General features: G+C 45.2%; 21 protein-coding genes. 15 read left to right on the plus strand and 6 right to left on the minus strand.

Annotated elements, in window-relative coordinates; genetic code table 11:
• Complete coding sequence (locus tag AAHN97_RS04435; RefSeq protein ID WP_343306352.1) at positions 1–3,291, minus strand: SusC/RagA family TonB-linked outer membrane protein; 3,291 nt, start codon at positions 3,289–3,291, stop codon at positions 1–3.
• A 267-nt stretch (positions 3,292–3,558) separates the two neighbouring features.
• Between AAHN97_RS04435 and AAHN97_RS04440 the strand changes: the two genes are divergently transcribed.
• Positions 3,559–4,383, plus strand: a complete 825-nt coding sequence (locus AAHN97_RS04440; protein WP_343306353.1) for a sugar phosphate isomerase/epimerase family protein — start codon at positions 3,559–3,561, stop codon at positions 4,381–4,383.
• Positions 4,384–4,404: 21 nt separating this feature from the next.
• Here AAHN97_RS04440 and AAHN97_RS04445 read toward each other — a convergent pair whose 3' ends face one another.
• Positions 4,405–5,481: a glycoside hydrolase family 26 protein gene (locus tag AAHN97_RS04445; RefSeq protein ID WP_343306354.1), complete on the minus strand. Its 1,077-nt coding sequence runs from the start codon at positions 5,479–5,481 to the stop codon at positions 4,405–4,407.
• A gap of 193 nt (positions 5,482–5,674) precedes the next feature.
• Here AAHN97_RS04445 and AAHN97_RS04450 point away from each other — a divergent pair, with 193 nt between their 5' ends.
• The 4 genes from AAHN97_RS04450 (at position 5,675) to AAHN97_RS04465 (ending at position 10,715) form a co-directional block, all read left to right on the plus strand.
• Positions 5,675–7,711 (plus strand): hypothetical protein, encoded by a 2,037-nt coding sequence (locus AAHN97_RS04450; protein WP_343306355.1) that lies wholly within the window; start codon positions 5,675–5,677, stop codon positions 7,709–7,711.
• A gap of 2 nt (positions 7,712–7,713) precedes the next feature.
• The gene (locus AAHN97_RS04455) at positions 7,714–8,550 is read left to right on the plus strand and encodes a helix-turn-helix domain-containing protein (protein ID WP_343306356.1); all 837 of its coding nucleotides are present in this window, start codon (positions 7,714–7,716) and stop codon (positions 8,548–8,550) included.
• Between the two features lie 92 nt (positions 8,551–8,642).
• The gene (locus AAHN97_RS04460) at positions 8,643–9,401 is read left to right on the plus strand and encodes a phytanoyl-CoA dioxygenase family protein (RefSeq protein ID WP_343306357.1); all 759 of its coding nucleotides are present in this window, start codon (positions 8,643–8,645) and stop codon (positions 9,399–9,401) included.
• A 123-nt stretch (positions 9,402–9,524) separates the two neighbouring features.
• Positions 9,525–10,715 carry a TlpA family protein disulfide reductase gene (locus AAHN97_RS04465; RefSeq protein ID WP_343306358.1) on the plus strand — a complete coding sequence of 397 codons (1,191 nt, stop codon included), beginning with the start codon at positions 9,525–9,527 and terminating at the stop codon, positions 10,713–10,715.
• A gap of 202 nt (positions 10,716–10,917) precedes the next feature.
• Here the strand turns inward: AAHN97_RS04465 and AAHN97_RS04470 are convergent, their stop codons facing one another.
• The 4 genes from AAHN97_RS04470 to AAHN97_RS04485 all read right to left on the minus strand — a co-directional run bounded on the left by AAHN97_RS04470 (position 10,918) and on the right by AAHN97_RS04485 (position 14,536).
• Entirely contained in the window at positions 10,918–11,532 is a 615-nt protein-coding gene (locus tag AAHN97_RS04470; protein ID WP_343306359.1) for an SIMPL domain-containing protein, read from the minus strand.
• Positions 11,533–11,543: 11 nt separating this feature from the next.
• Positions 11,544–11,969: a hypothetical protein gene (locus tag AAHN97_RS04475; protein ID WP_343306360.1), complete on the minus strand. Its 426-nt coding sequence runs from the start codon at positions 11,967–11,969 to the stop codon at positions 11,544–11,546.
• Positions 11,970–12,063: 94 nt separating this feature from the next.
• On the minus strand, positions 12,064–12,705 hold the full coding sequence (locus AAHN97_RS04480) for a response regulator transcription factor (RefSeq protein WP_343306361.1): 642 nt from the start codon (positions 12,703–12,705) through the stop codon (positions 12,064–12,066).
• The gene (locus AAHN97_RS04485; protein WP_343306362.1) at positions 12,695–14,536 is read right to left on the minus strand and encodes a tetratricopeptide repeat-containing sensor histidine kinase; all 1,842 of its coding nucleotides are present in this window, start codon (positions 14,534–14,536) and stop codon (positions 12,695–12,697) included. The genes AAHN97_RS04480 and AAHN97_RS04485 overlap by 11 nt, the downstream gene beginning before the upstream one ends.
• 101 nt (positions 14,537–14,637) lie before the next feature.
• Between AAHN97_RS04485 and AAHN97_RS04490 the strand changes: the two genes are divergently transcribed.
• From AAHN97_RS04490 to AAHN97_RS04535, 10 genes are all read left to right on the plus strand, one after another.
• Complete coding sequence (locus tag AAHN97_RS04490; protein ID WP_343306363.1) at positions 14,638–15,552, plus strand: alpha/beta hydrolase; 915 nt, start codon at positions 14,638–14,640, stop codon at positions 15,550–15,552.
• 192 nt (positions 15,553–15,744) lie between these two features.
• A complete protein-coding gene (locus AAHN97_RS04495; RefSeq protein WP_343306364.1) occupies positions 15,745–16,200 on the plus strand; it encodes a MaoC family dehydratase in 456 nt (151 codons plus the stop codon).
• Positions 16,201–16,205: 5 nt separating this feature from the next.
• On the plus strand, positions 16,206–17,339 hold the full coding sequence (locus AAHN97_RS04500) for a glycoside hydrolase family 130 protein (RefSeq protein ID WP_343306365.1): 1,134 nt from the start codon (positions 16,206–16,208) through the stop codon (positions 17,337–17,339).
• Between the two features lie 35 nt (positions 17,340–17,374).
• Complete coding sequence (locus AAHN97_RS04505; protein WP_343306366.1) at positions 17,375–17,806, plus strand: hypothetical protein; 432 nt, start codon at positions 17,375–17,377, stop codon at positions 17,804–17,806.
• 8 nt (positions 17,807–17,814) lie between these two features.
• On the plus strand, positions 17,815–18,924 hold the full coding sequence (locus AAHN97_RS04510; protein ID WP_343306367.1) for an acyltransferase family protein: 1,110 nt from the start codon (positions 17,815–17,817) through the stop codon (positions 18,922–18,924).
• The gene (locus AAHN97_RS04515; protein WP_343306368.1) at positions 18,890–19,885 is read left to right on the plus strand and encodes a CPBP family intramembrane glutamic endopeptidase; all 996 of its coding nucleotides are present in this window, start codon (positions 18,890–18,892) and stop codon (positions 19,883–19,885) included. The genes AAHN97_RS04510 and AAHN97_RS04515 overlap by 35 nt, the downstream gene beginning before the upstream one ends.
• An 80-nt stretch (positions 19,886–19,965) precedes the next feature.
• A complete protein-coding gene (locus AAHN97_RS04520) occupies positions 19,966–20,523 on the plus strand; it encodes a dihydrofolate reductase family protein (protein WP_343306369.1) in 558 nt (185 codons plus the stop codon).
• A gap of 163 nt (positions 20,524–20,686) precedes the next feature.
• The gene (locus AAHN97_RS04525; RefSeq protein ID WP_343306370.1) at positions 20,687–21,265 is read left to right on the plus strand and encodes an RNA polymerase sigma factor; all 579 of its coding nucleotides are present in this window, start codon (positions 20,687–20,689) and stop codon (positions 21,263–21,265) included.
• A gap of 94 nt (positions 21,266–21,359) precedes the next feature.
• Positions 21,360–22,313, plus strand: a complete 954-nt coding sequence (locus AAHN97_RS04530) for a FecR family protein (protein ID WP_343306371.1) — start codon at positions 21,360–21,362, stop codon at positions 22,311–22,313.
• A gap of 99 nt (positions 22,314–22,412) precedes the next feature.
• Positions 22,413–25,853 (plus strand): TonB-dependent receptor, encoded by a 3,441-nt coding sequence (locus AAHN97_RS04535; RefSeq protein WP_343306372.1) that lies wholly within the window; start codon positions 22,413–22,415, stop codon positions 25,851–25,853.
• Positions 25,854–25,872 lie beyond the last annotated feature (19 nt).

Genomic DNA, 25,872 nt, shown 5'->3' on the forward strand with positions numbered 1-25,872 from the left:
CTAGAATTTAACATTAATACCGGCAATGAATGTTCTGCTGCGTGGGTAAGGAGAAGAGTCTACACCAGGCGTTACATAATTGGAATTTTTGGTGCTCACCTCAGGATCAAGACCAGTGTATTTTGTGATAATACCGGCATTGTTTACCGTAGCATACACCCGCAGGCTGCTGATCTTTTTCTTTAGCAGGGATTCCACCGGTAAGTTGTATCCAAGTGTTATATTACTGAAGCGGAGGAAAGAGCCGTCTTCAACAGCCCAGGAATCGAGCAACAGGTAATTGCCTCCTTTGATAGGCTGCCAGATCTTTGCGTCCTTGTTGATGGCACCCAGTACTTCCGGAGATGCACCGGCAGGTAATGTTTTGCCAGCTACATTTACTACCCATTGAACAGCATTGCCATTTGCATCTATGGTCTTCCACCGATCGTTCATGATACCGGTAAGGTTGGAAAAACTGCCTGCATAGGCATTACTGAATTCCACCTTATCGCCATTCAGTATTTTATTTCCATACACAAAGTTGACGAATACACTCAGATCAAATCTTTTGTAGGTAAGCTGGTTATTCAAGCCGCCGGTGAATTTTGGTTGTGCACTGCCAAGGATAGTGCGGTCATCTGCATTTACGATGCCATCACCGGTCCGGTCCTTTAGTTTCTTTGTTCCCGGAGCAGGGATCCCTACGGAGGCTGTATTGTCTGCCACACCTTTCTTCAATACATACGCGCCATTGGCGGGATTGTAATCAAAATCATTCAGGGTGTACATACCATCAGACTCATAGCCAAAAATAGTACCTACGGGCTGCCCTACCTTTACCAGGTATTCATTACCCGGCCCCCAGCCGGAGCTGGCAAAGTATTGGTTGGAAACATTGGATAATTTGATGATCTCATTCCGGTTAGTGGAGATATTGAAATTGATGTTCCACTTAAAATCATTATTTGAAATGGGCGTTGTGCTCAATTGTAATTCCAGTCCGCGGTTCCGCACGCTGCCTACATTCTGCAATTGTGTGCTGAATCCCGAGTTGGCAGCAATGGGCACATTGATCAGCAGGTCCCGCACATCATTCAGATAAGCGTCCAGGCTTACCTGGAAAAGGTTATTAAAGAGGCTCACGTCCAATCCTATATTGCGCGATAAAGTAGTTTCCCATTTGAGGTTAGGATTCGCCAGGTTAGCAATGGCATAACCCGGGATCAGGGTATTGTTCAGGCTGTAGGGAGTGGCGTTGGACCTGAACAGGGAAGCGTACAGGAAATCACCGATCCGGTTGTTACCTGCCAGGCCATAGCTCACACGGAGTTTAACATCTGAGGCAAAGTTGTTTTTGTTAAAGAAATCTTCGTTGGAAATGCGCCAGGCAACAGATGCTGATGGGAAATATCCCCATTGTTTGCCCGGAGCAAACTTTGAAGAGCCATCTGCCCGCAGGTTGAATGTGGCCAGGTATTTATTCTTATGCGTATACCCTATCCTGGTAAAGAAGGAAACGATCCTGCTTTTGGCATCTGTGGAAGCAGGGTACAGGGGAGTGGAGGTACCGAGGCTTAGTTGGGAAAATGCTTTTTGCGGTGTAATACCTACAGGGAAATATCTTACCTGGTCAGTCTGTGAATTGGAAGAAAGCTGGTAGATCTCCTGACCTATCAGTGCATTGATAGCATTGTTCTTATGAAAATCAGACTTGAATGCGCTGTTGTTAAAGCTCAATACGGCATTCTCGTTAACAGACATCATACTGCTGTTCACGATATTGATGATAGGCTTTCCTGCGCTGTTGGTGATCGCATTCCAGGTTATGTAATCATCGAACGTGTTCAGCTTTCCTTCCGTTTTGTTGATGCCACCGGTGATGCGTAACGACAGGTATTTAGTGAGTGCGTATTGCAGATAGGAACTGATGGTGGTATTCACAGCACGGTTGCGCCGGTAAGATGCATTCGAAAATTCGATGGGGTTGATGAGGTAATAGCCTGTGGCATTTGTCTGTGCAAAATAAGCTGCATCGTTTGAAGCGTTGGGATCTTCTGAATTAACCAGGAAGGGCCTGTATTTAATGGAATTGCGCAGACGGTTGTTGGTTACATTGCCGGATGCGCTTGTTCCGGGGCCATTGATCTCCTGGTCGTTATAAACCACGTTCAGCCCTACTTTGAATTTATCCGAAACGGTGTGATCAAGGCGCAGGTTCAGGAGATTCCTTAAATAGCTGGAATTGATCATTACACTTTTCTCATTGTTATTGGTGTAGCTGATGTTGAAAGTGGTGAACTTATCTCCTCCGGTGATGCTCACATTATGGGTTTGAAGAGGAGCATTCTTTCCGAAGGTAAGGTCCTGCCAGTCTATATGCTGTGCATTCCTGATGGAATCCAGTCCTACCCAGCTGTTGCCATATTGGGAAGTAAAGGCACTGCTGTCAGCCAGGGTATTCCTTGTTTTTTCCCAGTTGTATTCGATGAACTCTTTCGGGTTCATCACATCAAATTTTTTCGCCAGCTTATTAACTCCATAGAAATAGTTATAGGCCACCACTGTTTTCATGGGTTTGCCGCCTTTGGTGGTGATAATAACAACCCCGTTAGCTCCCCTGGCCCCGTAGATGGAAGTGGCGGCGGCATCCTTCAATACATCCACAGATTCAATATCCTGCGGGGCTATTTTTGAAAGTGCGTCTTCTACCTGGATACCATCTACTACATACAATGGGGTATTATCCTGCGTGATAGAGCCACCACCTCTTACTTTGATGGTAACGGCTGCGCCCGGGCCTCCTTCCGTTGTTGAAATATTAACGCCGGCGAGCCTGCCCTGCAATGCCTGCATGGCAGAGCTGAGCGGAATGTCTTTTATCTGCGAGGCGCTGACGGATGATACAGAACCTGTGAGGTCACGCCGCCGCTGGGTAGCATAACCTATCACTACCACATCGTTCAGTTCCTTTGCCTGGTCTGCCAGGGATATATTCAGTACCTGGCCGGCAGTTACCTGCACTTCTTTAGTAGCTAAGTTGATGGCCGAAAACACCAGCGTAGCCGGCGTTTTCGAGATGCGGATGCGGAAATCGCCACGGATGTCTGTCTGTGAAAAATTGGCCGTACCTTTTTCCGTGACTGTGATTCCCGCCATTGGCTCACCTTTTTCGTTGGTAACATGCCCGCTGACGACATTAGCAGCCGGTGGAGGACTGGCTGGCTGTTGAGCAGATGCTGTGATGAAGAGATATTGTATTCCTGCGGAAACACACAAAACCCGCCAGAACATAGGTAAGAATTTTAACATAACGGAAACCTGTTTATAGTGATGAGGAGTTGGTTTTAGAAATTAGTAATACGTGGAAATCAACATAAAAGAGTACTCTGTAAAAATAGTGACTCCTTTCAAGGGCGGGAGCGCGTTCTTTTATCTTAAAATAGCTGTTTTTTACGCTAAAGCGACTTTTGGCAACATTCCCCTGCAGATGTATTTACTTTACGAAAGCAAGACAGAGGCTTGCGGAACACTATAATTACCTTGTTGGACCTTATTGCGCATAAACACATTTCTACTATGAACAACAATTTTGAGCTCAGGATCATGGCTACCAATTGGGGCTTCCCTGGTACCATCGATGAATTTTGCCATAAAGCAAAAAAGGAAGGATATGATGGAATTGAAGTCCTGTGGTCCTCCGAAAAGGAAGCACAGGAAGCATTATTTACTGCACTGAAGAAACATCAGCTGGAAGTAGGCATACTGTGCGCAGGTTTCGACAGCCATTTTCCCAGGCATCTTGAACAGTTTATAATGATGATGGATGAAGCGGCTACTCAAACCATCCAGCGGCCGCTGTATATTAATTGCCATTCCGGAAGGGATTTTTTCAGCTATGAGCAGAACAAAGCTTTCATTGATCATACCATACAGTTATCCAGGCAAACGGGCATTGATATCTGTCATGAAACACATCGTGCAAGGATACTGTATTCCGCACCGACGGCGAGGCATTATATAGATACCATTCCCGGGCTGCGTATTACTTTCGATGTATCGCACTGGTGTAATGTAAGTGAAACTTTGCTGGAGGATCAGCAGGAAACTGTTGATCTTGCATTGGCACGTGTGGATCATATTCATGCACGCATCGGCCATCCGGAAGGCCCACAGGTAAATGATCCCAGGGCTCCGGAATGGGAACCGGCACTGAACGCGCATCTCAGCTGGTGGGATAAAGTGGTGGAAGCAAAAAAGAAAGCGGGTAAAAATCTTACCATACTGACTGAATTTGGCCCGCCCGATTATATGCCTACGCTTCCGTACACACGGGATCCTTTGTCTGATCAATGGGCTATTAATGTGCATATGATGCAATTGCTGCGGAAACGATATCAGTAAAAGGCAACGCTTGTTTGATATTTAATAGTTGATATCACTGGCCCATGCTACCCAGCTGTGATTGATGAGGTTGCTGTAATTATTCTTGTACATGGATTTGTAGATCCATCCCAGCTGTGTAGTGTTCCAGTCATGCCAGCAGAGCCAGCCTATCACATTTGGATAAGTGGTCCTGATCTTTTCTGCCAGCAGGTTATAGTCGAAAGTGCCGTTCAGGTTTGGATCGCTGTTTCCTCTTACGCCGTGGCCTGTACCAAATTCCGTGAGCATAATAGGTTTTGCCAGGGTCCTTATCACGCTGTAGTCATTGATCACCATATTATCGGCATATACATCAGCGCCCACAATATCCACGTAACCGGTACCAGGGTAATAATTGGTATAGGCGCCGTCTCCCACTACATTGTTGTTGGGTGCATAGATCCAGATAAGGTTATTCAGTTGTTTGGTGGTGGTGAAGTAGTTGAAAAGATCCGCCCACAATGCTCTGAAGTTTGCATGGTTAGTCGTGTAATACCAGCACCAGCTGCCATTCATTTCGTGGAAAGGCCGGTATAATATGCTCACGCCGTTTGTCTGAAAGTAAGCCAGTTTCGCCGCCATAGCATCCATGTTGGCTACCCACTGAGTTCTCAGGGAGCCGCCTGGCAGTAATGCACTCAGGTCGCTTCCGCTGGAAACACCGGGATTATTAAGCCCGCCGCAGATCTCAATGATGCAATCATGCAGCTTGTTGAGGTCTTTTAAAAAAGGGGAATGATAATTCCAGTTATCTATATCATTAAAATCAGAGCCCACAATAGCCGGATATTTTCCGGTGGCCTGCGCAAAAGGATGAATGATCTGATCATCTCCCAGTTTATACTGTGTTTTATGGGAGATATTGCTGTTCTGTCCGGCCAGTATCCGTTTACCCGGTTGATTCTTCAGGTTCTGGATGAACCTGAGCAGGGAGTCGGTACTTTTGTTCAGTTTAGGATTGGCGCCCATGAGCATATTGGCGCGCGAAGCGGGTTCCCGCGTAATTTTATTTTCCTGTTTCGCACAGCTTGAATTAAGCAGCACCAATGCAAATAGTTTCAGGATAGTTATTTTCATAACGTTTAATTTTTAGGTTGACAAAAGCATATCCACAAGCGTTGCCTTGTTATTGTAAGGTAAACACATCTGCATGGGAATATTGGCCGGCGTCGTTTTAGCGTAGCAAACAGTTATTTTAAGATAAAAGAAGAGGTATTCCTCCTTGAGATCAGGGACTATTTTTACAGAATAATGAATTAATTTCCACCAGATGAAAATACGCTTTCTCATATTCCTGCTTACCTGTTATTGCTCTCAGATCTTTGCCCAGTCCAAATGGAAGCTGGCGGATTTTGCGGTGGACCTGAACAGCCTGGTTACGCCTCCCGGCCATCTCTGGGTAGGGAGTGGTTTTACCAGTGTAAACCCGGTTTTAAATTCAGTGTTAGGTGTGGGGGATGTAATGTCGCCGCCTGTTTCAGGCCGAGGGTTCAGGTTTGAAGCCAGGTTTATAGCGAATGGTGATACCATCAGGGATCATTTTGTATGGGGCAGCAAGGTGAGGAATATCCTTTATACCGGCGGGCAATGGCAGCCGGACAGGATTATACGCAGGGGCACTTATCACCGGATGCACGAACAGGGGCTTATATCTTTTGAGATCAATTCCCATCTTATTCCATTGGCAGACAGACCGGGCTTTTTAATACGTTATGAGGTAAAGAACAGAACAGCCGTTGCTTTGAAACTGGATATGATCCCGCTGATCACTAACGGCAGGCCCGCAGTATATCCGCTAAAGGAGTGGGGCTTTATGCCGCCTGCTGATCCAATGAACAATGATACGGTGAAAGTAAATGTATTGCAGGAAGGGCAGCGCCTGAGCATAGCCCCGCAGCAAAGCCGTACAGCATATATAGCTGTAGTGTTCAGCAAAGATGCTGTACCAGCTCCTGAAGGTTTGGCTGCCTGGGAAAAACAAACCGCTGCAATATGGGAAACCCGCCTGGGCTGGGCCTTGAAAAATATCCCCGTTCTTACAACTAATAATGCAGCACTCGAAAACTATTATAAAAGATCTGTTGCTTCCGGATTGGTCTGCATCTGGGAAAAACCGGAATTTAAACTGCGGCCGGCTATTGTTACCAGCGGATTAGATGGAGGTGGTATGAACACCTATCTATGGGATGTTGCCGGATATGCGCCGGGGCTTGTTTCCCTGATGATGGGAGATAAGCTGCTGGATATTGCACGCACCATGACGGCCATAGACCTGGAACAATATTATGCTTTTGCGCAGGATGGAACCGGCTTGGGTGTAAGATACGCATACAGTACCGCTGCCTTTACTTCTCTCGTATATGCCATGGCCTGCCAGGACAGCGTTTATCCTGATCTGTTAGAACAGGTGAAAAAGCTGGTGTTGAGCGATGAAAAAAGACCCATGACAAATGGTGTGATCGATTATGGCGGCCAGCATAATTTACTGGAGATGCGGGGCATGGGCTGGGAACATATGGTGCCAAGTCCAAATGCAGAACGGGTATGGTGTTTGAGGAGATTAGCGGATATGGGAGAAAAGACCGGTTATGATAAAACGGCCATTGCGCAATGGCGAAAAAAAGCCGATGTTATTGCAGCCGATATCAGGCAGGAGCTTTGGGATGAACCGGCTGGATGGTTCTCCTGCAAGTATCCGGACGGGCATAAGGAAATGGTATATTCCATCCAGGTGTTCGATATGCTGAGGACTGGTGTATGTACTCCTGCTATGAAGAAAAGAATGCTGGAACAACTGGAAGAAGGCAAATTCCTTTTTCCTTACGGCGTTAGCAGTGTATCCAAAGCAGATTCCATTCATTATGAAGTAACGGATACCGATTGGGGAGGAGGAGGCGCTTATTCAGGAGATCTTCCTCAACTGGCATTGGACCTTTACCACGAGAACCTTCCGGGTAAAGCCTGGGATGTATTGCAACGCCAGTTCTGGATGGGCTCGCAACTTCCTTATTTTCCGCAGGAACATTATTGTGACCGCCCCGGTTCTCCTTCTTTTAAAAGAGCCAATGTTGTTGCCGGATTAATGGGCGCCGCTGCTATCCTGTACGGTATGGCAGGCCTGGAGCCACGTTTGGACGGCAGCCTATGGATCCATCCAAGACCCACCATCAAAGATACGGTTGCAATAAAAGGTTTTGTTCACCGGAAGCATGTGATAGATGTGGAGTTCTCTGCTTCCTTTTGTAAGATCACCCTGGACGGTAAAGTGAAGTACCAGGGGAAACCCGGAGTTATAAAGATATTCTGATCATGGGCGTCAAGAAATTTCTGTTAAAGAATTTTATAAGAGGCGATGAAGTGTTTCACCTGGCAAGGGTTACCATTCATTCCCGTCACGACCTGTCGCTGCACAGGCATGATTTTGCCGAGATCTTCTGGGTGGAGAGCGGAAGCGGTACCCATTTGGTCAATGGCTGTAAGATCATGCTGGAACCCGGCCACCTGGTGATGATCCGCCCTAATGACCAGCATACGTTCAATGCGGTCAGAGGAGGCGTTACGCTCATGAACCTCGCTTTTCCAATGGAAACTTTACACCATTTAAGGAACCGCTATTTTGCCGGTGTTGATTCATTTTTCTGGACCCGGGATATTGTTCCCTATCAGACACTGCTGGCGGTTTCGTCCATCCGCAGAATTTCTCAGCGGGCAGAAGAGGTGCTGCAGAACCGTAAATCCAGTTTTTACCTGGATCATTTGCTGTTGTTCATTTTCCGTTTATTGCTGGATAACGATAACCTGTCTGCCGATCAGAAAATACCTGCCTGGCTGAATCATGCCATCAGGGGTTATTCCACCCCGGTATTGTTTAAACAGGGTGTACGCGGTTTTGCCGACCTGGCGGAAAGGAATATAGATCATGTGAACAGAACAGTGCAAAGGATCCTGCATAAAACATTGACGGACCTGGTAACTGAACTGCGTATGAATTTTGCTTCCAAACAACTCTCCATCACCAACACACCTATCAAAACAATCTGCAACGATTGCGGGTTTACCAACCTCGGACATTTTTACAAAACCTTTAAGCAGGTATACCAGCAAACCCCTTCAGCATACAGGAAAAGCAGCCAGACTATTGTGTAAGTCGTTACAGCGTAAAAAACAGCTGCTCAGGAATAAAAGATAAGCCACATTCCAATGCCTGTGCTCGCTACATTTATACCAAAAAATCGGGTATGAGAACAGCAGAAAACACACGGCTCTCCCTGGAAGAAATTTCCTTTTACAAAAACAATGGATATCTGCTTACAGACAGGCCGTTATTCAGTGAAAAAAAATTCAAGCGGTTGTTCGATATTTTTGAAGAACACCTGAATAACCGGGGAAACCTGAGGCCGGATGAGCTGGATGTGCCGCACATGAAGGACGCACGTTTGTTTGAATTTTTAATGGCTCCCGAAATACTGGATATTGTGGAGGGACTAATAGGGCCGGATATAGGATTGTGGAGCAGCCACTTCATCTGCAAAGAACCCCGAACAGGGAAGAAAACCCCCTGGCATGAGGACAGTGCCTATTGGAATGGCCGCTTCAACCGTTTTGATAATATTGTTACGCTCTGGCTGGCCATAGATGAATCTGTAAAAGAGAATGGTTGCATGGGTGTAATTCCCGGATCGCACCATAATGGGTTTTCTGAATACGAAAAAATGGATACAGATCACAGCATCTTTAATATTGAGATTAAAAAGTCTGCTGTAGATGAAAACCAGGTGGTATGGTTTGAGTTAAAGCAAAATCATTATTCCCTGCATGATTGCCGTATTATTCATGGTGCCAATCCCAATACAAGTGATAAAAGAAGGACGGGTTATACTATGCGGTATTTCAATACGGACCTTGTGATGAACCAGCAACATCCGGATAATCTGCATCATAAAGTATATCATTGCCGTGGGGAGAACAGGGGAAATAATCCGCTGATCTTCCTGTAGTTTTTAGATCGTGTAATGTGTAAAAACCGTCTTAAGAGGACTCTTGAGACGGTTTTCTTGTTTAGCTACGCCATCTTTGATATTCTACGAATTTTCCGTAGATTATGATTCTAAATATTTACCATGTGGCGTAAATTCATCCTTCTTCTGTTCGGTTTAACCTGTTACTTTCAAGCATTTCCGCAGATCAAAAGCGGAGAAACAGCGCTTCCGCTCAACATTACACACTGGATCAGTAATGTACCGGCAGATAAGAAACTCCAGGGTAAGTTCCTGGTTATTGATTTCTGGGCAACCTGGTGTGCGCCCTGCATTGCCGGAGTGCCACACTTCAATTCCATATCAGATCGCTACAAGCAGGATAAACGGCTGCGTTTTCTTTCGCTCACAGATGAAAACGAAGCAAAAGTGAAAAAACTGCTCGCCAAAGTAGCATTTACCACCGCAGTAGTAGCTGATACTACGGGCAAAACGTTTGAAAATTTTAAGATCAATTCTATCCCTTTCTGCGCACTTATAGATGACCGTATGCAGGTGCAATGGGCGGGTGCAGCTTATGAGCTCACAGAAGGCATGGTAAACGATTTTCTTGCGCGCAAAAAGGTAATTGCCCCTCCGTCCGCAGATCTGGCTGTTCGTACCACGCCCATTTATGATTCTTTAAAAATTGCTTTCAACGCTGTACAGGATAACAGGGACATCAAAGAGTACTTCAGCGTTGGTCCATTGGAGAGTGTACCTAAGGGCTCAAGTTTTCTTACCACCCGTCCCGGTAAGTTGTATAATGAAACCAGGGTGGGCATTAATACGCAATATGCCTTTGCACAATTACTGAATGTAAGCAATATACAAGTGATATTACCACCTGCTATGACCAGTTCGTTTATTTCCTATTGTTATAAAAGCGAAACAAAAACGGAAGCAGCGAATGTGCTGGACACGCTGATGAACAACTTTGAATTAAAGTGGGAAACGCGCGATAGCCTGCTGGAAGTACTTACACTGGAGGTAACGGACACCACTAAGCTGCTGGCGAACCTTGCAGATCCGAAAGCAAAGCTCAGTAAGGTCAGCGATGCGGATGGTGTTGTTTCAATGGAAAACCACAACCTCTCGGCCATGATCATACCATTACAGGGGCCATTTCCGGGCATAGTCGTTATCAAAAATGGCGAGCCGTTCAGCAACCGGAAATTCAACCTCACTATCTTTACTAAAGACCTTTCTAAATTACAGGAATCCCTGGCACCAATGGGTATTACGGCTACATTCGGCAAACAAATGCAGAAGGTTTACCATTTTGGATATAAGTAGGGAACTCAGCAGTACCAGCTATATGAAGCATCCGCTGCGTTGTACACTTGTACGGCAGTGGATGCTTCAACTTTTTATTCTGGTATCATGGTACCATTTCAATTTGAAATGTGTGATGTAATTGCTTTCCCTGGGAATAAAAATAAGAGGATCTGTTTCACGTTGCATTAAAATTTGGGTTAAAAAATGAATGACGGGCCGGCTATTCAACAGCAAATTTTATAGTCAGGTAGTAGTCCTGACCTACAGGTTGCTTATAAAAGAAATTATCTTCAGCACCTGCATCCAGCGGGGCATACTCCGTGACCGTAAGTACAGCTCCCAGTTTTTTGTTAAAGGCCTTTGCAATACCTGCAGCTCTTTCTTTACCGTTGCGGAAGGCGGCATCGAAGAGCTTTTCTTCGTCCTTCAATGGCCCGAACTTTAACCGTGTACTCGTGATCGTGATAACGCCGCCGCCATTTGCCAGTTTAGCTGCTTTCAGCAGTTCTTCCTTATTACGGGTTTCAAATGTGAATAGACTCCCTTCCCTGTATAGCTGCAGGGCCTGGTATCCCATTTTATCTTCTTTAAACCGGCTTTCTTCAAAACCGGCGGCTTTTGCTTTGGCAAAAAAGGCGCTTTTCAGGTCCTCGAAAGACTTTCTGCCTTCCATTTCACCATAATCCACCGCTATGGCAAAATCGATTAGGTAGGATTCAACCTCGCGGGTTATTTTGGCCTCACCTCTGACTTCTATGGTGGTTTCCTTTGCCTCCTGGGCATGGCTGTTCAATGCTGCCATCGATACGATGGCAGCGAGTATTAATTTTTTCATTTGATTACTTTTTAAGCAATTGTAAATAAGAAGGAAGCAACGATCATCCATACACCTACGATGATGCCCAGTATGCCAAGCTGGCCTTGTCTGGGTGCAACTTTCGCCCTGATGCCTGCGGCTTTTTCACGAGCTTTTTCGTTTTTGGAGAGGAACAGTTTGTTGATGAGCGGGAAACCCAGCAAAAATCCAAGGCAGGCTTCTACCACGCTGCCTGCCATCAATGTTCCCCACCAGATAGGAGCGGAGGTAAGCCAGCCTATGTTTAATACAGCAGACACAATGCCCCATATTCCCCAGAAGCAGAAAATGATACCGATCCATCCCTGGTATGGCTCCACTTTTTCCAGGAGTTCCTTTGCGTTGGGTTTTTTAGACAAGATAAGAGAAGGTACAGCAATGATGCTGAGCAGGATTAAGGTGATTCCGTAGATCATAATATTAGGTTTTTGTTATGCAACAAAGGTATCCTGGCACGATGGGGGCAACAACATCGTTTCCAGTGAAAATCAATACCCTGTTTTCAGGGGGTTAGCTGAGCAGTCCTAACTTTACGGCATACCTGGTGAGGCCTGCCAGGTTGCGTACCTTTAACTTTAGTATGAGGGTTTTACGGTAGCTTTCAATAGTATGTTTGCTTAAAAAGAGCTTATCGGCAATTTCCTGCGTTGTGTACTCCTCCGCAATTAATTTCAGTACATCCTTTTCGCGGGAGGTGAGCATTTCCAGTGTTTCTTTTTCCTTATTGAAAACACTGTTCATGTAATCCTTTTTGATGGCTTCTGAAAAGTATTTCCCACCTTTCAGGATGGCTTTGATCGCGGCAAGTAACTCATCTGAATCTGCGTTCTTTGATATATAACCGTCTACGTTCTGCTGAATGAGTGCATCGATCATGTTATTGTCGGTATGCATACTTACCACCAGGGTGCTGATCTCCGGCCTTGTTTCCTTGATATGGTTATTCAGCACAATACCGTTCACATCGGGCATACTGATGTCTGTAATCACAAGATCAACCTGCTGATCGGGATGCTGGTCCAGGTAATTCATGACGAGTTTGCCATTATGGGCATAATACAGCACATGAAGGTCCGCTTCCTTCTCTATTAGTTTTATCAGTCCTTCCAGGAACAATTTATGATCGTCTGCCAGGATAATATTATGCTTCATATTTCAATGGTATTTCAATGTCTATTACGGTGCCTTTTGATGGGAATGAATCAATGGAAAGTACGCCATCGAATAACTTTAACCGTTCCCTGATATTTTGTAACCCTATACCATGCCGGGTGGTTTCTGTGGAAAAGCCTTTACCATTGTCTTCAAACAGCAGCTTCAGCATGCCATCAAACTGTGTGAGTTGTATTTCAACTTTTGATGCCTGGCTATGCTTTTGTGCATTGGTGATCAGTTCCTGCATTATTTTATAGATCTCTACCTTCAGCGTTGTTTCGATGAGATCTATTTCTTCCGGGGGATAAGCCTGAAATGATATTTTAGCGTTTCCCGGAAGGTTGAATTGCCTGAGATAGCCCGCTATCAGTTCGGTAAATCCTGTGTTGCTGAATTTCTGTGGAACGAGATCATGTGAAAGATCCCGTACCTGGTGGTAAGTTTCGTCTACCTGTTTGGTTAGTTCTTTTATTCCAAGGTTAGAAAGCTGAAGTTTGATGGCGGCAAGGTTACCTCCAATACTGTCATGTAATTCTCCTGCGATCCGTTTCCGCTCTTTTTCCTGCCCGTTTACGGAGGCCTTCAGCAATTCCAGTTCTTTATCTTTTAGCAGTGTGGTGATCTTTTGCTGGTTCATTTCCTCCATTGTTGCATTCAGCTTGCTTTGCGCCTGCAGCTTTTGGTAGTACATGTACAGTAAGCCGATCACGGGTAACAGGATGGCCAGGAACCCGATCAACAGGCTGTATTTTATTGTTTTTTGCTGGCTCAGTTCGTTTTCCTTATTCAGGATCTCTTTTTCTTTCTGCGCGGTTTGGTATTTTATTTCCAGTTCATTGATCTCTCTTTTATTTTGTTTGTCCTGTACCTCCCTGGAAATACCCATTAATTGCGTCATGAGTGCATAGGCGTTTTTATAATCACCTATAGCCGCATGCAGGTTGCGCAGGCTGTTCAGCACTTTCAGCTGCGCCTTCATGTCGTTCCATTGCATGGCATTAGCATATACCATGGTAAGCATGCCTCTGGCATTTTCGTAATCCTGCTTTGCTATAAGGAGGTCACCTAATCTTTGGCCTGCATTGATATAGATATCAAAGAACTGGCTTTGCTGGGCGGTGTTTATTACTTCGTTATAAATGGAAAACGCCGTATCGGTATGCTGGTTGAGTTCTGCAATGATGCCCAGGGTTAGTTTGGCCTGGAGTTCGTTTTTTAACTGGCCGGACTGCCGGAAGAAGGAGAGTGCCTTTTCAGCGTAAGCTTGTGCTTTTGTTAGTTCCTTTTGTTCTAAGTGAATTTGGCTCAATTGCCTGTATACAATATGTTTGATTTGTTCATCCCCGGTGGTGGCCAGTAATTCGTTGTATGCGGTAATAGCTTTGTTATATTCATTACGGGCAAAATATACATTGGCCATGCCCAGTTTATTGTCGTTTACGGCTGCACTATCACCCAGCGTTTCTGTTAATTTGATACCTTCCAGGTAAAAGCGCAATGCTTCTTCAAACAATCCCTTTTCCTGGTAGGCCTTCGCCAGGGTATTGTAGAGCATGGCCTTATCAGGACTTTCACTTACCTGGGCGATCAGTTGCTGTGCGTAAAAGATGACAGAATCTGTTGTGCCATGGGAGGCGTGAAATGCCAACAGGGGTTGTGCTGCCAGTATTTTCTCTTTTATATCGCCGGCATGTTTCAATCGCCGCAATAACGAATCAGGTGTTTTAACGGGAAGTGTTCCGTAGCCAACAAAGGTCCCCGGGTTTTGTGCCAGGCCGGAAATGGTGATCATCAGCATCCATGTAATAAACAATGCCCTTTTATTCATTCGCTCAGTTGGGTTAAAATATATGGAAGGTAATAAATAAAACAATTCCGGATGACATCGGCAAACGGGAACAGTTTTTGTTTCATTCTTAAAAACATCAAATGAAACATTTTGTTGCTTACCTCTTTATCAGTTCCTGCTTCCTGCTTTTTTCCTGTAAGAAGGATAAAGAAAGCGCTGCTGCAGCGAAGGTTATCACGGATGTTAGTTTTGGTGATGACGCGAAACAAAAAATGGATATATACCTTCCTGAAGGTAGAAATGGACAAACGCCTGTGGTGGTAATGCTACATGGCGGGGGATTTGTGGCCGGCGATAAATCAGAATTTTCTGCACGTGCGGAGCAATTTTCGGCTAAGGGATTTGCTGTACTTAATGTAAACTATCGCCTGGTGAGTGTGGACGGCGTACTAAATAACCCTATTGTACATAAACCCAGCCCGGTAAAGATAGCCGACCAGCTGAATGACATTCAGGCTGCTATTAACCTGGCAGCATCCAGATCCGGTGAATGGGGTATAAGTGCCGATAAATGGGCCATTGCCGGACATAGTGCCGGTGGTACCTTAGCCCTGCTTTATGCTTATGGCGATAAGAATTCAGGCAACCGTGTTAAAGTTGCAGGTAACTGGGCGGGTGCAACCAATTTTGCATTTCAGAATGAGGCGGAGGTACAGGCGCTGGACCCAAGGATCCGTGAAGTGATCTATAGGGCTGTGGGAGCTGACCCCGTGCAGGCTAATGTGCTGGCGTATATGGCGGCAAGCCCCTTGTGGGTGGCTTACCAGGGGCGTGGCAAAGCAACCATCAATATCAGGCCGGAATCCAATGCAGTAGGCGATCTTCCGGATGGCAGCAAGGCAGAATATCAGCAGTTTACCAATATCCTGAATGATAAAGGTGTACCGAATAAATGGGTAGAGGTTGCAGGTGCCGATCATGGGTTTTCGCAGGCAGGCAAATGGGAGTTGGTTATTGGTGAAACAGCTGCTTTCTTTAATGCCCGCTTGCAGTAAAGATATTATCGTGCTATTTTTACCGTTATGAGATTTTTTATCTGTTGGATGCTGGCAGCCTGCCTGTTTACCGGATCTGCATATGCAGTTAAAAAAACTGATAGGGGCGGAGAAATAGTAGTAGTTATAAAATTCATGTATCTTGGCGGCATACATTATATCACCAGGTAATAATAATAAACAAAAAGAGTTATGGTAATTGTCAATAGTTTCGCAGAATATCAGGCATTCGAGGGTAAAGAAATAGGTAGTTCTGAATGGCATACAATAGATCAGGCGCAGATCAATAAGTTTGCGGATGCAACGCTTGATCATCAATGGATCCATACCGATGAGGAAAGAGCCAAAAATGAAGGGCCTTTCGGATCTACCATTGCCCACGGTTACCTGACGTTAGCGTTAATTCCTTATTTATGGAAGCAGATTGCAGACATCCGTAATGTTAAAATGGAAATCAACTACGGTATAGAGCAATTTAAATTTGGCCAGCCGGTGCTTGTGAACGATGAAGTTCAATTGAAAGCGAAACTCAATTCTATTGTTGATCTGAGAGGTGTTACGAAAGTGATCATCGGCGCCACGCTCAGTATTAAAGGCAAAGCGAAACCGGCTTACACGGGTGATGTGGTATTCCTGTATCATTTTTAAAAAGTATGACCAAGTATTTTCTCCTATTCAGCTTTGTATTCAGTTTAAATACATCAGCACAAAATAAAAATGTACTTCCCGGTTGGGCGCTTGGCGGCTTCGTCAGGCCCGCCGGTGTAAATCCTGTTATCTCAGCAGATTCAACCACAACATTTCCGGATCCAATGACCAATGCACCGGTTCAGTGGGAGACCAATGATACCTTTAACCCGGGAGCTGCTGTCAGGGACGGTAAGATTGTTGTTCTCTATCGTTCAGAAGACAAGAGCGGGATAAAAATTGGCCGCCGTACTTCAAGGCTGGGTTATGCCATAAGTGCGGACGGGCAGCATTTTACCCGCAAAACGGAACCTGTTCTTTACCCTGCTGACGATGACCAGAAAGAGTATGAATGGCCGGGAGGATGTGAAGATCCCCGCATAGCCGTAACAGAGGATGGAACTTATGTGATGTTATATACGCAATGGAACCGAAAAGTACCGAGGCTGGGAGTTGCTACATCAAAGGACCTGGAACACTGGACAAAACATGGGCCGATATTTCAGGATGCTTATGAAGGGAAATTCCTTAATATGGCTACAAAGTCCGCCTCCATTTTAACGCAGGTTAAAAAGGATAAACAGGTTATTGTTAAGCTCAATGGCAAATACTTCATGTACTGGGGTGAAAGACATGTATATGGCGCAACGTCAACAAACCTGCTTGATTGGACGCCATTAGTGGATGCTCAGGGAGCATTGCTGAAACTGGCATCGCCACGAAATGGTTTTTTCGATAGCGATATGACGGAATGCGGCCCGCCTGCTGTTATGACCAAAGAAGGAATTGTTTTGCTCTATAATGGCAGGAACAATCCTGGCGAGAGAGGGGACAAACGATATAACGGAGGTGCATATTGCGCAGGTCAAATGTTGTTTGATAAAACTGATCCTACCAAATTGCTGGCCCGCCTTGACGTTCCTTTTTTCAAACCGATGGAACCGTTTGAAAAAAGCGGGCAATATCAGAACGGCACTGTATTTATAGAAGGTATGGCATGGTTTAAGGGGAAATGGTTCCTCTATTACGGCTGTGCTGATTCAAGAGTTGGTGTGGCAATATATGATCCGGCCAAACCAGTGGATGCGGACCCGATATGATGACAAACGTGGAAATGATCAGCTTTAAAGCCAGCTTGAAAAAACAAGCTGAGCTCCTTATCAGAGAACGAATAGCAACAACAAAATTGGCTATTGACAACGCGCAGGAGGCCGCTAATAATGAAGGGAAAAGTTCAGCGGGTGATAAATACGAAACCGGGAGAGCGATGGGGCACCTGGAGAAAGATATGTACGCAAGGCAGCAGGCAGAAAATATGAAAGAACTTGACCTGTTGCAGAAAGTAAATACAGATATTATTTATACCCATGCCCAGACGGGTGCTTACGTGAGATGTTCTGATCATTCTTTTTTTATTGGAGTTGGCCTGGGTAAGCAGCAGGTAGATGATCAGCTGATATTTTTCCTTTCACCATACGCTCCGGTTGCGAAGTTATTGTTACATAAAAAAGCCGGAGATAGTTTTCTTTTTAATAAGAAAGAAACGGTTATCCTTGAAATATTCTGAAGTTATAAATGGATACGCATAAAAACTCCGCCACAATCCTGCAAACCAAACAACATTTCGAAATCCTCGATGGATTAAGGGGCGTAGCCTCCCTTGCCGTAGTAGTATTTCATTTTATGGAATGGGTTTATCCCGATGCAAGCAGGAACTTTATCGGGCACGGTTTTTTAGCGGTGGATTTCTTCTTCTGCCTTTCGGGATTTGTGATAGCATATGCCTATGACGATCGTATAGCCAAAATGGGTATCCTGGAGTTTTTTAAATCGAGGGTTATCAGGTTACACCCGCTGGTGATAGCAGGATCGGTGTTGGGCTTGCTGGCATTTTTGTTTGATCCGTTTGGCGGGGATCCCGGATTGTTTAGTACCGGTAAGATCATCCTGCTGTTTGTATGCTCGGCACTGCTTATTCCCTTTCCTGTAATGGGAGATCGTGGATTTAACCTGTTCGGTCTCAATGCACCTTCATGGTCTTTGTTTTGGGAATATGTGGCCAATATCGTTTACGCGTTTGTACTTTATAAGATCAAACGCGTTTACCTGATACTGTTAACCATCATTTCCGCGGTGGCGATCTGTTTTGTATGTTACCGTTCCGGCAATTTATTGGGCGGCTGGAGTGGCCCCACCTTTTGGGAGGGGTGCGCCCGGATATCCTATTCTTTCTTAGCAGGACTGCTAATTTACCGTTCCAACCGGATCATCAAAAACAAGCTGGGTTTCATTGGTTTGGCCATATTATTATCCCTGGCCTTTATAATGCCGTTCTCAAACTGGAATTGGTTGTCTGAAGCTTTGGTGGTACTGTTTTACTTTCCCTTGCTCATAGCTTTAGGAGCAGGGGCTGCATTAAAACCCGGATTAAAGAAGGTTTGTGTGTTTTCCGGGAAGATCTCTTACCCATTATACATGACGCATTATGCTGCTTTATGGATGTTTGGTAATTATTACACCAATCATAAGCCCGGCGGTACAGAGCTGACTTTCGTAATCATAGGCGGGATAATCCTGCTGGTTGGATTTGCTTATTTGGTGATGGTGGTTTTTGATATTCCTGTAAGGAAATATTTGAATGATAAACGGAATGAAAGGCTTGCCAGGCAAAAAGCTGTATTGTGAAAAAAAGAAACCGCCAAAAATCAATTTTCCCATATACCACTTTCATCAAGCTGATTATCGTATGACATCATTAAGGCCTTCTAATGAAAATAAGCGTTTTATCAGGAAATATCCGATTGGAACTTTTATTGTACTGACCTTTTTTATTACGCATGTTTTAAATCCCATAATAGTAGAAGGGTTACACATTCTGTTTCCCGGTTTTTCCTTCTCTTTCCCAATAGCGCAATTAAATCATGCAAGCCTCATAGCACAATATGGGCCCACATTAGCTGCTATATTCTTGGTAGTAAAGCTGTACGGATTTAAGGGATTAAGATCAACGCTCAGGTTCAGCAGGCTGAACGGGGATCAAATGGTATGGTTAATGGTAAGTGTACTATTGCCTTTAGCTATGATTGTTTTGTCCTACTCCTTTGCAGGTGTCAGTTTGGGTGTTCTTTATAATACTTTATCCGATAACTGGCAATTGTATTTATTGACAATTGGAGGTTTTATTATATCTGCCGGTCTTGCCGAGGAATATGGATGGCGTGGTTTTTTACTGCCTCAGTTATTGAGGACCCTATCTCCTCTGAAAGCAACTATCCTGCTATTTTTGATATTAAGTCTGTGGCACTTTCCGGCATTGCTTTCAGGTTGGAAGAACGAGCCATTATGGCCCTGGCTGATATTGTCATTTAGTCTTGCTATCATTCACGCATGGCTTTTCTTCAGATCTGCCGGAAACTTACTTGTTGTAATCCTTTTCCATGCATGTTTTGATGCTCAATATGCTTTCTTCTCAAGGTTCATTTCCGGGGAAACGCTGCAGAATAAGCCGTTTCATCAAGGTTGGAGCTATGTTCTATCGTATGCTTTTTTGGCTTTGCTGTTAATAGTGATCACCAAGGGCAATTTAGGGTATAATAGAACGAAGTTCGATATAGATGATTATTTTGGAAGCCGGCTTGAAATATAGGCCTTAAAGCCCCCTTTTTTGGCACATAATACCCCCAAAATGTTTAATGCCTCGCTTAATTTTGGCTTAAATGCTATAAAATGAGAACTGTATCATTTACTATGAACATTAGCTTAGATGGCTATTGCGACCATACCATGGCTAGTCCGGGTGGAGAGCTCATGGATTATTTTACAGGAACGATGGACGATGTGGATCTGCTCTTTTTCGGCCGTGTCATGTACCAGCTCATGTTTCCTTATTGGGGCGATGTTGCGAAAGATCAATCCGGCACAGCAGAAGAGAATAGATTTGCCCAAAGGTTTAGCGCTATTGATCGCGTTGTTGTTTCACGATCATTGGAGCTGGACAGCGATGACGTAAAAACGCAGATTGTGCGTAGCAACCCTGCGGCAGAGCTCCTGAAACTGAAACAGCAGCCCGGTGGAAAGATTTCGGTGGATAGTGTAAGTATGCTTCCGGAGCTGATCGGAGCAGGCCTTATTGATGAATTTAACCTGATTGTTCATCCGGTGATCATGGGAAAGGGAAGACTATTGCTACCTCCCGGGAGCCTTCAGGAGAAACTTGATCTAAAGCTGGTCAATACCATACATTTCAAAAACGGATGTACGGCACTTCATTATTTGAAACAGTGAAGGATAAATTAATAATAAGATAATTTCCATATTTTCAGGTCTTTAGCCTGTATACCGCATTACATGCAGCGCATAAATTGCCGTTCATCAGGCGCTTCAAACCCCCGGAATAACATTTTGATAAAAATGTAACTATATCTTTGCGTCCGCAAGATAATTTGTAATGGATAAAAACACTTTGGATGATGCCGCATTATGGCAACAGGTAAAGCGGGGTGATGCAGTATCGTTTACGTGTTTGTTTGAGCGGTATTGGGATGAGATGTTTTCGATGGCTTACCGCAGACTTGCTGATGAAGCTACGGCTAAAGATTATGTACAGAATATCTTTATTCATGCCTGGGAAAACCGGCATCGGATCACCGTTGAGGATAAGTTAAGCCCCTATTTATTTACTGCTTTAAAATATAGTCTTATCCGCCATATTTACCGGGTGGCCAAACAAGGCACCACAGATCTGCCCTTATCTGTATACAGCCTGCCTGATGAAGCGGAGCAAAAAAAGCAGGACCATTACGAATTTGACAGATTAAGGGAAAAGGTCCAATCGGAAATTGCCGGTATGCCCGATAAAATGCGGGAGGTCTTTACGCTTAGTTATGAAAAGGAGCTTTCCATCAGGGAAATAGCGCTCCGCCTGTCTATTTCAGAACAAACAGTTAAAAATCAATTACACAATGCCCTTAAGCGGCTTCGCTACCGCTTGCAGGGCCAGGCGTTTTTCCTTCCTTTTATCCTGTAACCCGGGACCCGTTTTGGGAATTCACAATTCGGTAACATTGAAGTTATAGTACCACATGCCCAAACCGGTATGTATATAGCAGGAGGACTGTTATATGAAACTACACAACCGGTTAAAACTACTTCGGCATTATTTATTAGGGAAGGCAAATGAAGATCAGCGCAGGCTTGTAGACGACTGGTATCATTCGGTGGATGATTCAAAGCCGATAGAACTTTGGGAAGAAGAGGGGAAAAGAAGTGCCATCAAGGGGATGATCCAATTACAGATCCTGGAACGGATAAATAATCATCCGGCCGGCAGGAAGGTTGTGCCTATGGGTAGCCGGCTGCTGGCTGCAGCCTGTATTGTGGCGCTGCTGATCAGTGCTTCCTGGTTTTTCCTGGCTAACCGCCATCCCACAACATATTTTACAATAACAGCACCTTTCGGTGAGATCAAACAACTGGTTTTGCCGGACAGTACACTGGTATGGCTGAAATCCGGCACTACGCTGCGATACAGTTCCCAATACGGAAGGCAGAACAGGCGGCTTGAACTGGTGGAAGGGGAAGCATTTTTTGAGGTGCAAAAAGATGTTTCAAGACCATTTATTGTGAAGTCAGGGAAGCTGGAAACTAAAGTGCTGGGCACAGCCTTCAACATACAGGCATACAGCAACCGGCCGTCCATACAGGTATGGGTACAAACCGGGCGGGTACAGGTGAGCGACAGTTTACAGGTATTAACGGAGCTTTCAAAAGGAAAAAGATTCCAATGGGACCGGGCTGACGGCCAATCCCGTGTTGATAGCCTGAACTGGAAACAGGCGCTGGCCTGGCAGCAGGGCATTTTGTTACTGGAGTCCGCTACATTTTCAGAACTGGCTTTTGAGTTAAAGGAAATATATGGGGTAGAGCTGACAACATCAAATGCTGATATCCGCGATCTGCATTATGATGCCAAATTCTTTATACATACAACTTCAGTGAACGACATTATTACCACCCTTGCAGAGGTGCATGGAATACGGTACAGGTTACACGGAAAAACAATCACATTGTATTAAAAAGCAAATCCCGTTATCAGCGGGATCTGCCAAACATTTTGGTAATGCCATTTTTTGACGAAAGCAACATTACCATCTAAAAAAAGCAATCATAAAGGTATGGAAAAAAAAGCAAAGGGGACGCTGGTCCCACCCAGGCTAAGACTTATGTTGATGTTGTATTGCCTGATGCTGGCAGCATCCGGGTTAAAAGCGCAATCTCCTGAAACGGTAAAGTTATCTATCAGATTTGCGAATGTTACATTGGATGTGGCTATGCGGCAAGTGAAGGAAGCCAGCCCGGTAAATATAGCGTACGATGCCGGGAAATTACGGCTTGCACAGTGGAGTATCTCCCCGAAAGAATTTAAACAGGCTGACTTATCCGAAATCCTGCACTATTTACTACAGAAAGCAAATGTGGGGTTTAAAGAAGTGGCCGGCGGAATTGTATTATTTGAAAAAGAGAAAGCAGTTCCTGCCCCTGCTAAAAAAGATCCGGGACGTATTACAGGTAAGGTCATCGATGAAGAGAACGGTGAGCCGGTGATCGGAGCTACCATCCGTATTGGTGATGTGGGATCGGTTACAGATGATGCAGGTAGTTTTTCATTACCGCTGTCCAAAGGAAGTTATACGGTGATGATCAGTTCAATGGGGTATGGCATCAAGGAGATTAGTGGCATTACAATAAATGAAAACGAAACGTTTACCTTAAACGCCACCCTTAAAAGAAAGAAAGGAAACCTGGCGATGGTGGTGGTGAAATCCTCTGCCAAAAAGGAATCCACAGCCTCCCTGTACAGCCGTCAAAAAAACGAAGCCGGTATCTCCAACGGGATCAGTCGTGAGCAGATGGCAGTATTGCCCGATAAGAATATCGGGGAAACATTGAAACGTATTTCGGGAGTAAGCACAACGGATAACAGGCGGGTAGTAGTACGTGGTATAGCTGAGCGGTATAACATAGCCATGATGGACGGCGCTGCGCTGCCAAGTACCGATGTGCAGGTGCGCGACTTTGAATTTGACATAGTTCCCAGTAACCTGGTAGATAACGTGATCGTATCTAAAACAGCTACACCCGATATGGGTTTCGGTTTTGGCGGAGGAATGGTACAGATCAATACCATGGCCGTGCCGGAAAACAATTTTACCACCATCAGCTTTGGCAGCAAATACATCAGTGGCAGCACAGGTAAAGAATTCCTGGGCTATCAGCGTGGTAAAAATGATTACCTGGGATTTGATGATGGAGGCAGGGATCATTTTCCCAAAGAAATCATGACGTTCACACCCGGTAATTACGACCCCTCAAATCCTTACAACCATATCCCGCCTGCCGGTGGGGAAAAGATCACCCCGGAAATGATCACGGCGCAGAATAAAAGGATTGGCGGCCTGGAAAGATTGGGCACCCGTAATCATAAAGCTGCACCAGGGCAGAACTATCAGTTTAGCCTGGGGCGTAGTTATATCCTGAAGAGCAGCCGTATCGGTTTAGTGGGTTCGCTGAGCTATCGCAACGAGCAGGCCATAGATGATATCCTGCATTTTGAACGCGGCTCCTTCAGCATGGCGGGCAACAATTTGTATGATCCGAAAACAGGGGCGGAGATTAATGAATCAAAAGCCCGGCAATACAATTTCACCACCAGCTGGGGGGCATTGCTGAATGCAGGATGGCATGGCAGGAACCATCAGATCACTTCCCGCAATTTCTATTCGAGGGTATTTGCTAACCAGTTTTTCCGCATAAGAGGCTGGGGTGAAGATATATCTACTCAAAATAATCCTGCTATCAATGAATACGACAGGCCCAAGTTTATAGACCTGTTGCAGAACAGGATAAACGGAGAGCATCGCTTCGGCCGTTTTAAGTTTGACTGGAGCGCGGCCCGCAATGAGGTGACCAACCATGAACAGGATGCAGTAGATGCCTACCTGGGGGCTGTTTCAACCTTGAATGGCACTGGTTACAATTATGCGCCTCAGGCTGGCCCCAGTAACAATCCGGGTACACTGAGCCGCTCTTCCTACAGGTATGTTGAAACCAACTGGTTGGCCGATGCAGCATTGAGCTACCGGTTCAATACCGGAAAACAGGCCCAGGTGTTCAAGGCCGGTTACCAGTACATGAATAAAAAGGGACACTACGACTGGAATGTTCTGCCCATCGGGGTAGCCAAAGGCTTTAACGATGGCTATAAGCCGATACATCAATGGAGTATTGATTTTGCCGATCCCCTGGGAGACATGTATTATTTCCCGGCAGCCTTCAACAACAATAGCTATACTGGCAGAAACAATAACCAGGCCTTGTATGCCATGATGGATAACCGTTTTACCAGCTGGCTCCGTTTGGTATGGGGCATCAGGGCAGAGTACTATGAATATGAGAAGATAAAAGATGAGGCCGCGGATAAGGTCTCGCAGGCAGACCTGGATAATGCGAATAAGCAGCGCTATGTAGATCCCGCAACCGGTAAGGTGGTTCACCGGACCCTCGATGCCAGCGCCGAAGATAAAAAGTGGCTGTACCTGCCCTCCGGTAACCTCACCATTACGCCGTTTTCCAACTTCAACATCAGGGCTTCCTACGCGGAATCAGCTATCCGTCCGGCATTGATAGAGAATTCCAGCTTTTCCCGTTTCAACTATCTCTATGGCCGCATACAGCGCAATACAGGTGTGATCTCTACCATAATCAAACATTACGATCTGCGCCTGGAATGGTACCCTGCACCGGGAGAAGTGATCTCTGCAGGTTACTTTAAAAAGCATTTCAAAAACCCGGTAGAAATGTACCTGGATATTACCAACACCAGTGGCGCAATTGACCTGCTTACTGCCAACTCTGATTATGCGGATGTAACAGGCTGGGAACTGGACCTGCGCAAAAGCCTTGGGTTTATTTATAAAAAAGCGAAGTTTTTAAACGACCTGTATTTCAGTGGCAACCTCACCATACAAAACTCTGAAGTACAGGCCAGTGCTTTCCGTTACGAAACCATGGCAGGTGGCCAGGACAACAATGGTATATCTTATGCTTACCGCACAAAAACATACCTCCGGGAAAAACGTCCTTTGTACGGACAGGTACCTGTGTTGTACAATATAGGGTTGCAATATGCAGGTGAACGACTGGGCGCCAACATTGCCTTCAACCACTCAGGCTATAAAACCTTTACGGTAGGCATGCAGCCTCATTATTCAGAAATGGAGCGGCCGCGCGACCAGGTGGATGCCCAATTGAGCTACAGGTTCCTGAAGGATAAAAAATTGCAGGTAAGGGTGAACATGAGCAACCTTACTAATAGCCCCTATCGGTTCTTCATTAATGGAAAGAATACCTATCAGATAAAACCGGGCGCAAATAGCATGACCATGACGGAATGGTCTGATGTATATGAATGGAAGTATGGCTTTTCTCAGAAGTATGAAGAAGGGTATTATGTAGATGAGCCCAACGGAAAAGGAAAGGTCCGCATTGGCGATACGGATACTTTTATCCGCAAGGTGGGCGCTTCCTTCAGTTTCGCCGTATCATATAATTTCTAACACAACAAAAACAGGAGTG

It is taken from the genome of Chitinophaga niabensis (genome assembly GCF_039545795.1).
Taxonomy (GTDB): Bacteria; Bacteroidota; Bacteroidia; order Chitinophagales; family Chitinophagaceae; genus Chitinophaga; species Chitinophaga niabensis_B.

What these genes read in the sequence shown, in the direction of transcription:
- AAHN97_RS04435 (WP_343306352.1), bottom strand. Translation starts at nt 3,291, where the DNA reads ATGTTAAAATTCTTACCTATGTTCTGGCGGGTTTTGTGTGTTTCCGCA.
- AAHN97_RS04440 (WP_343306353.1), top strand. Translation starts at nt 3,559, where the DNA reads ATGAACAACAATTTTGAGCTCAGGATCATGGCTACCAATTGGGGCTTC.
- AAHN97_RS04445 (WP_343306354.1), bottom strand. Translation starts at nt 5,481, where the DNA reads ATGAAAATAACTATCCTGAAACTATTTGCATTGGTGCTGCTTAATTCA.
- AAHN97_RS04450 (WP_343306355.1), top strand. Translation starts at nt 5,675, where the DNA reads ATGAAAATACGCTTTCTCATATTCCTGCTTACCTGTTATTGCTCTCAG.
- AAHN97_RS04455 (WP_343306356.1), top strand. Translation starts at nt 7,714, where the DNA reads ATGGGCGTCAAGAAATTTCTGTTAAAGAATTTTATAAGAGGCGATGAA.
- AAHN97_RS04460 (WP_343306357.1), top strand. Translation starts at nt 8,643, where the DNA reads ATGAGAACAGCAGAAAACACACGGCTCTCCCTGGAAGAAATTTCCTTT.
- AAHN97_RS04465 (WP_343306358.1), top strand. Translation starts at nt 9,525, where the DNA reads ATGTGGCGTAAATTCATCCTTCTTCTGTTCGGTTTAACCTGTTACTTT.
- AAHN97_RS04470 (WP_343306359.1), bottom strand. Translation starts at nt 11,532, where the DNA reads ATGAAAAAATTAATACTCGCTGCCATCGTATCGATGGCAGCATTGAAC.
- AAHN97_RS04475 (WP_343306360.1), bottom strand. Translation starts at nt 11,969, where the DNA reads ATGATCTACGGAATCACCTTAATCCTGCTCAGCATCATTGCTGTACCT.
- AAHN97_RS04480 (WP_343306361.1), bottom strand. Translation starts at nt 12,705, where the DNA reads ATGAAGCATAATATTATCCTGGCAGACGATCATAAATTGTTCCTGGAA.
- AAHN97_RS04485 (WP_343306362.1), bottom strand. Translation starts at nt 14,536, where the DNA reads ATGAATAAAAGGGCATTGTTTATTACATGGATGCTGATGATCACCATT.
- AAHN97_RS04490 (WP_343306363.1), top strand. Translation starts at nt 14,638, where the DNA reads ATGAAACATTTTGTTGCTTACCTCTTTATCAGTTCCTGCTTCCTGCTT.
- AAHN97_RS04495 (WP_343306364.1), top strand. Translation starts at nt 15,745, where the DNA reads ATGGTAATTGTCAATAGTTTCGCAGAATATCAGGCATTCGAGGGTAAA.
- AAHN97_RS04500 (WP_343306365.1), top strand. Translation starts at nt 16,206, where the DNA reads ATGACCAAGTATTTTCTCCTATTCAGCTTTGTATTCAGTTTAAATACA.
- AAHN97_RS04510 (WP_343306367.1), top strand. Translation starts at nt 17,815, where the DNA reads ATGGATACGCATAAAAACTCCGCCACAATCCTGCAAACCAAACAACAT.
- AAHN97_RS04515 (WP_343306368.1), top strand. Translation starts at nt 18,890, where the DNA reads ATGAAAGGCTTGCCAGGCAAAAAGCTGTATTGTGAAAAAAAGAAACCG.
- AAHN97_RS04520 (WP_343306369.1), top strand. Translation starts at nt 19,966, where the DNA reads ATGAGAACTGTATCATTTACTATGAACATTAGCTTAGATGGCTATTGC.
- AAHN97_RS04525 (WP_343306370.1), top strand. Translation starts at nt 20,687, where the DNA reads ATGGATAAAAACACTTTGGATGATGCCGCATTATGGCAACAGGTAAAG.
- AAHN97_RS04530 (WP_343306371.1), top strand. Translation starts at nt 21,360, where the DNA reads ATGAAACTACACAACCGGTTAAAACTACTTCGGCATTATTTATTAGGG.
- AAHN97_RS04535 (WP_343306372.1), top strand. Translation starts at nt 22,413, where the DNA reads ATGGAAAAAAAAGCAAAGGGGACGCTGGTCCCACCCAGGCTAAGACTT.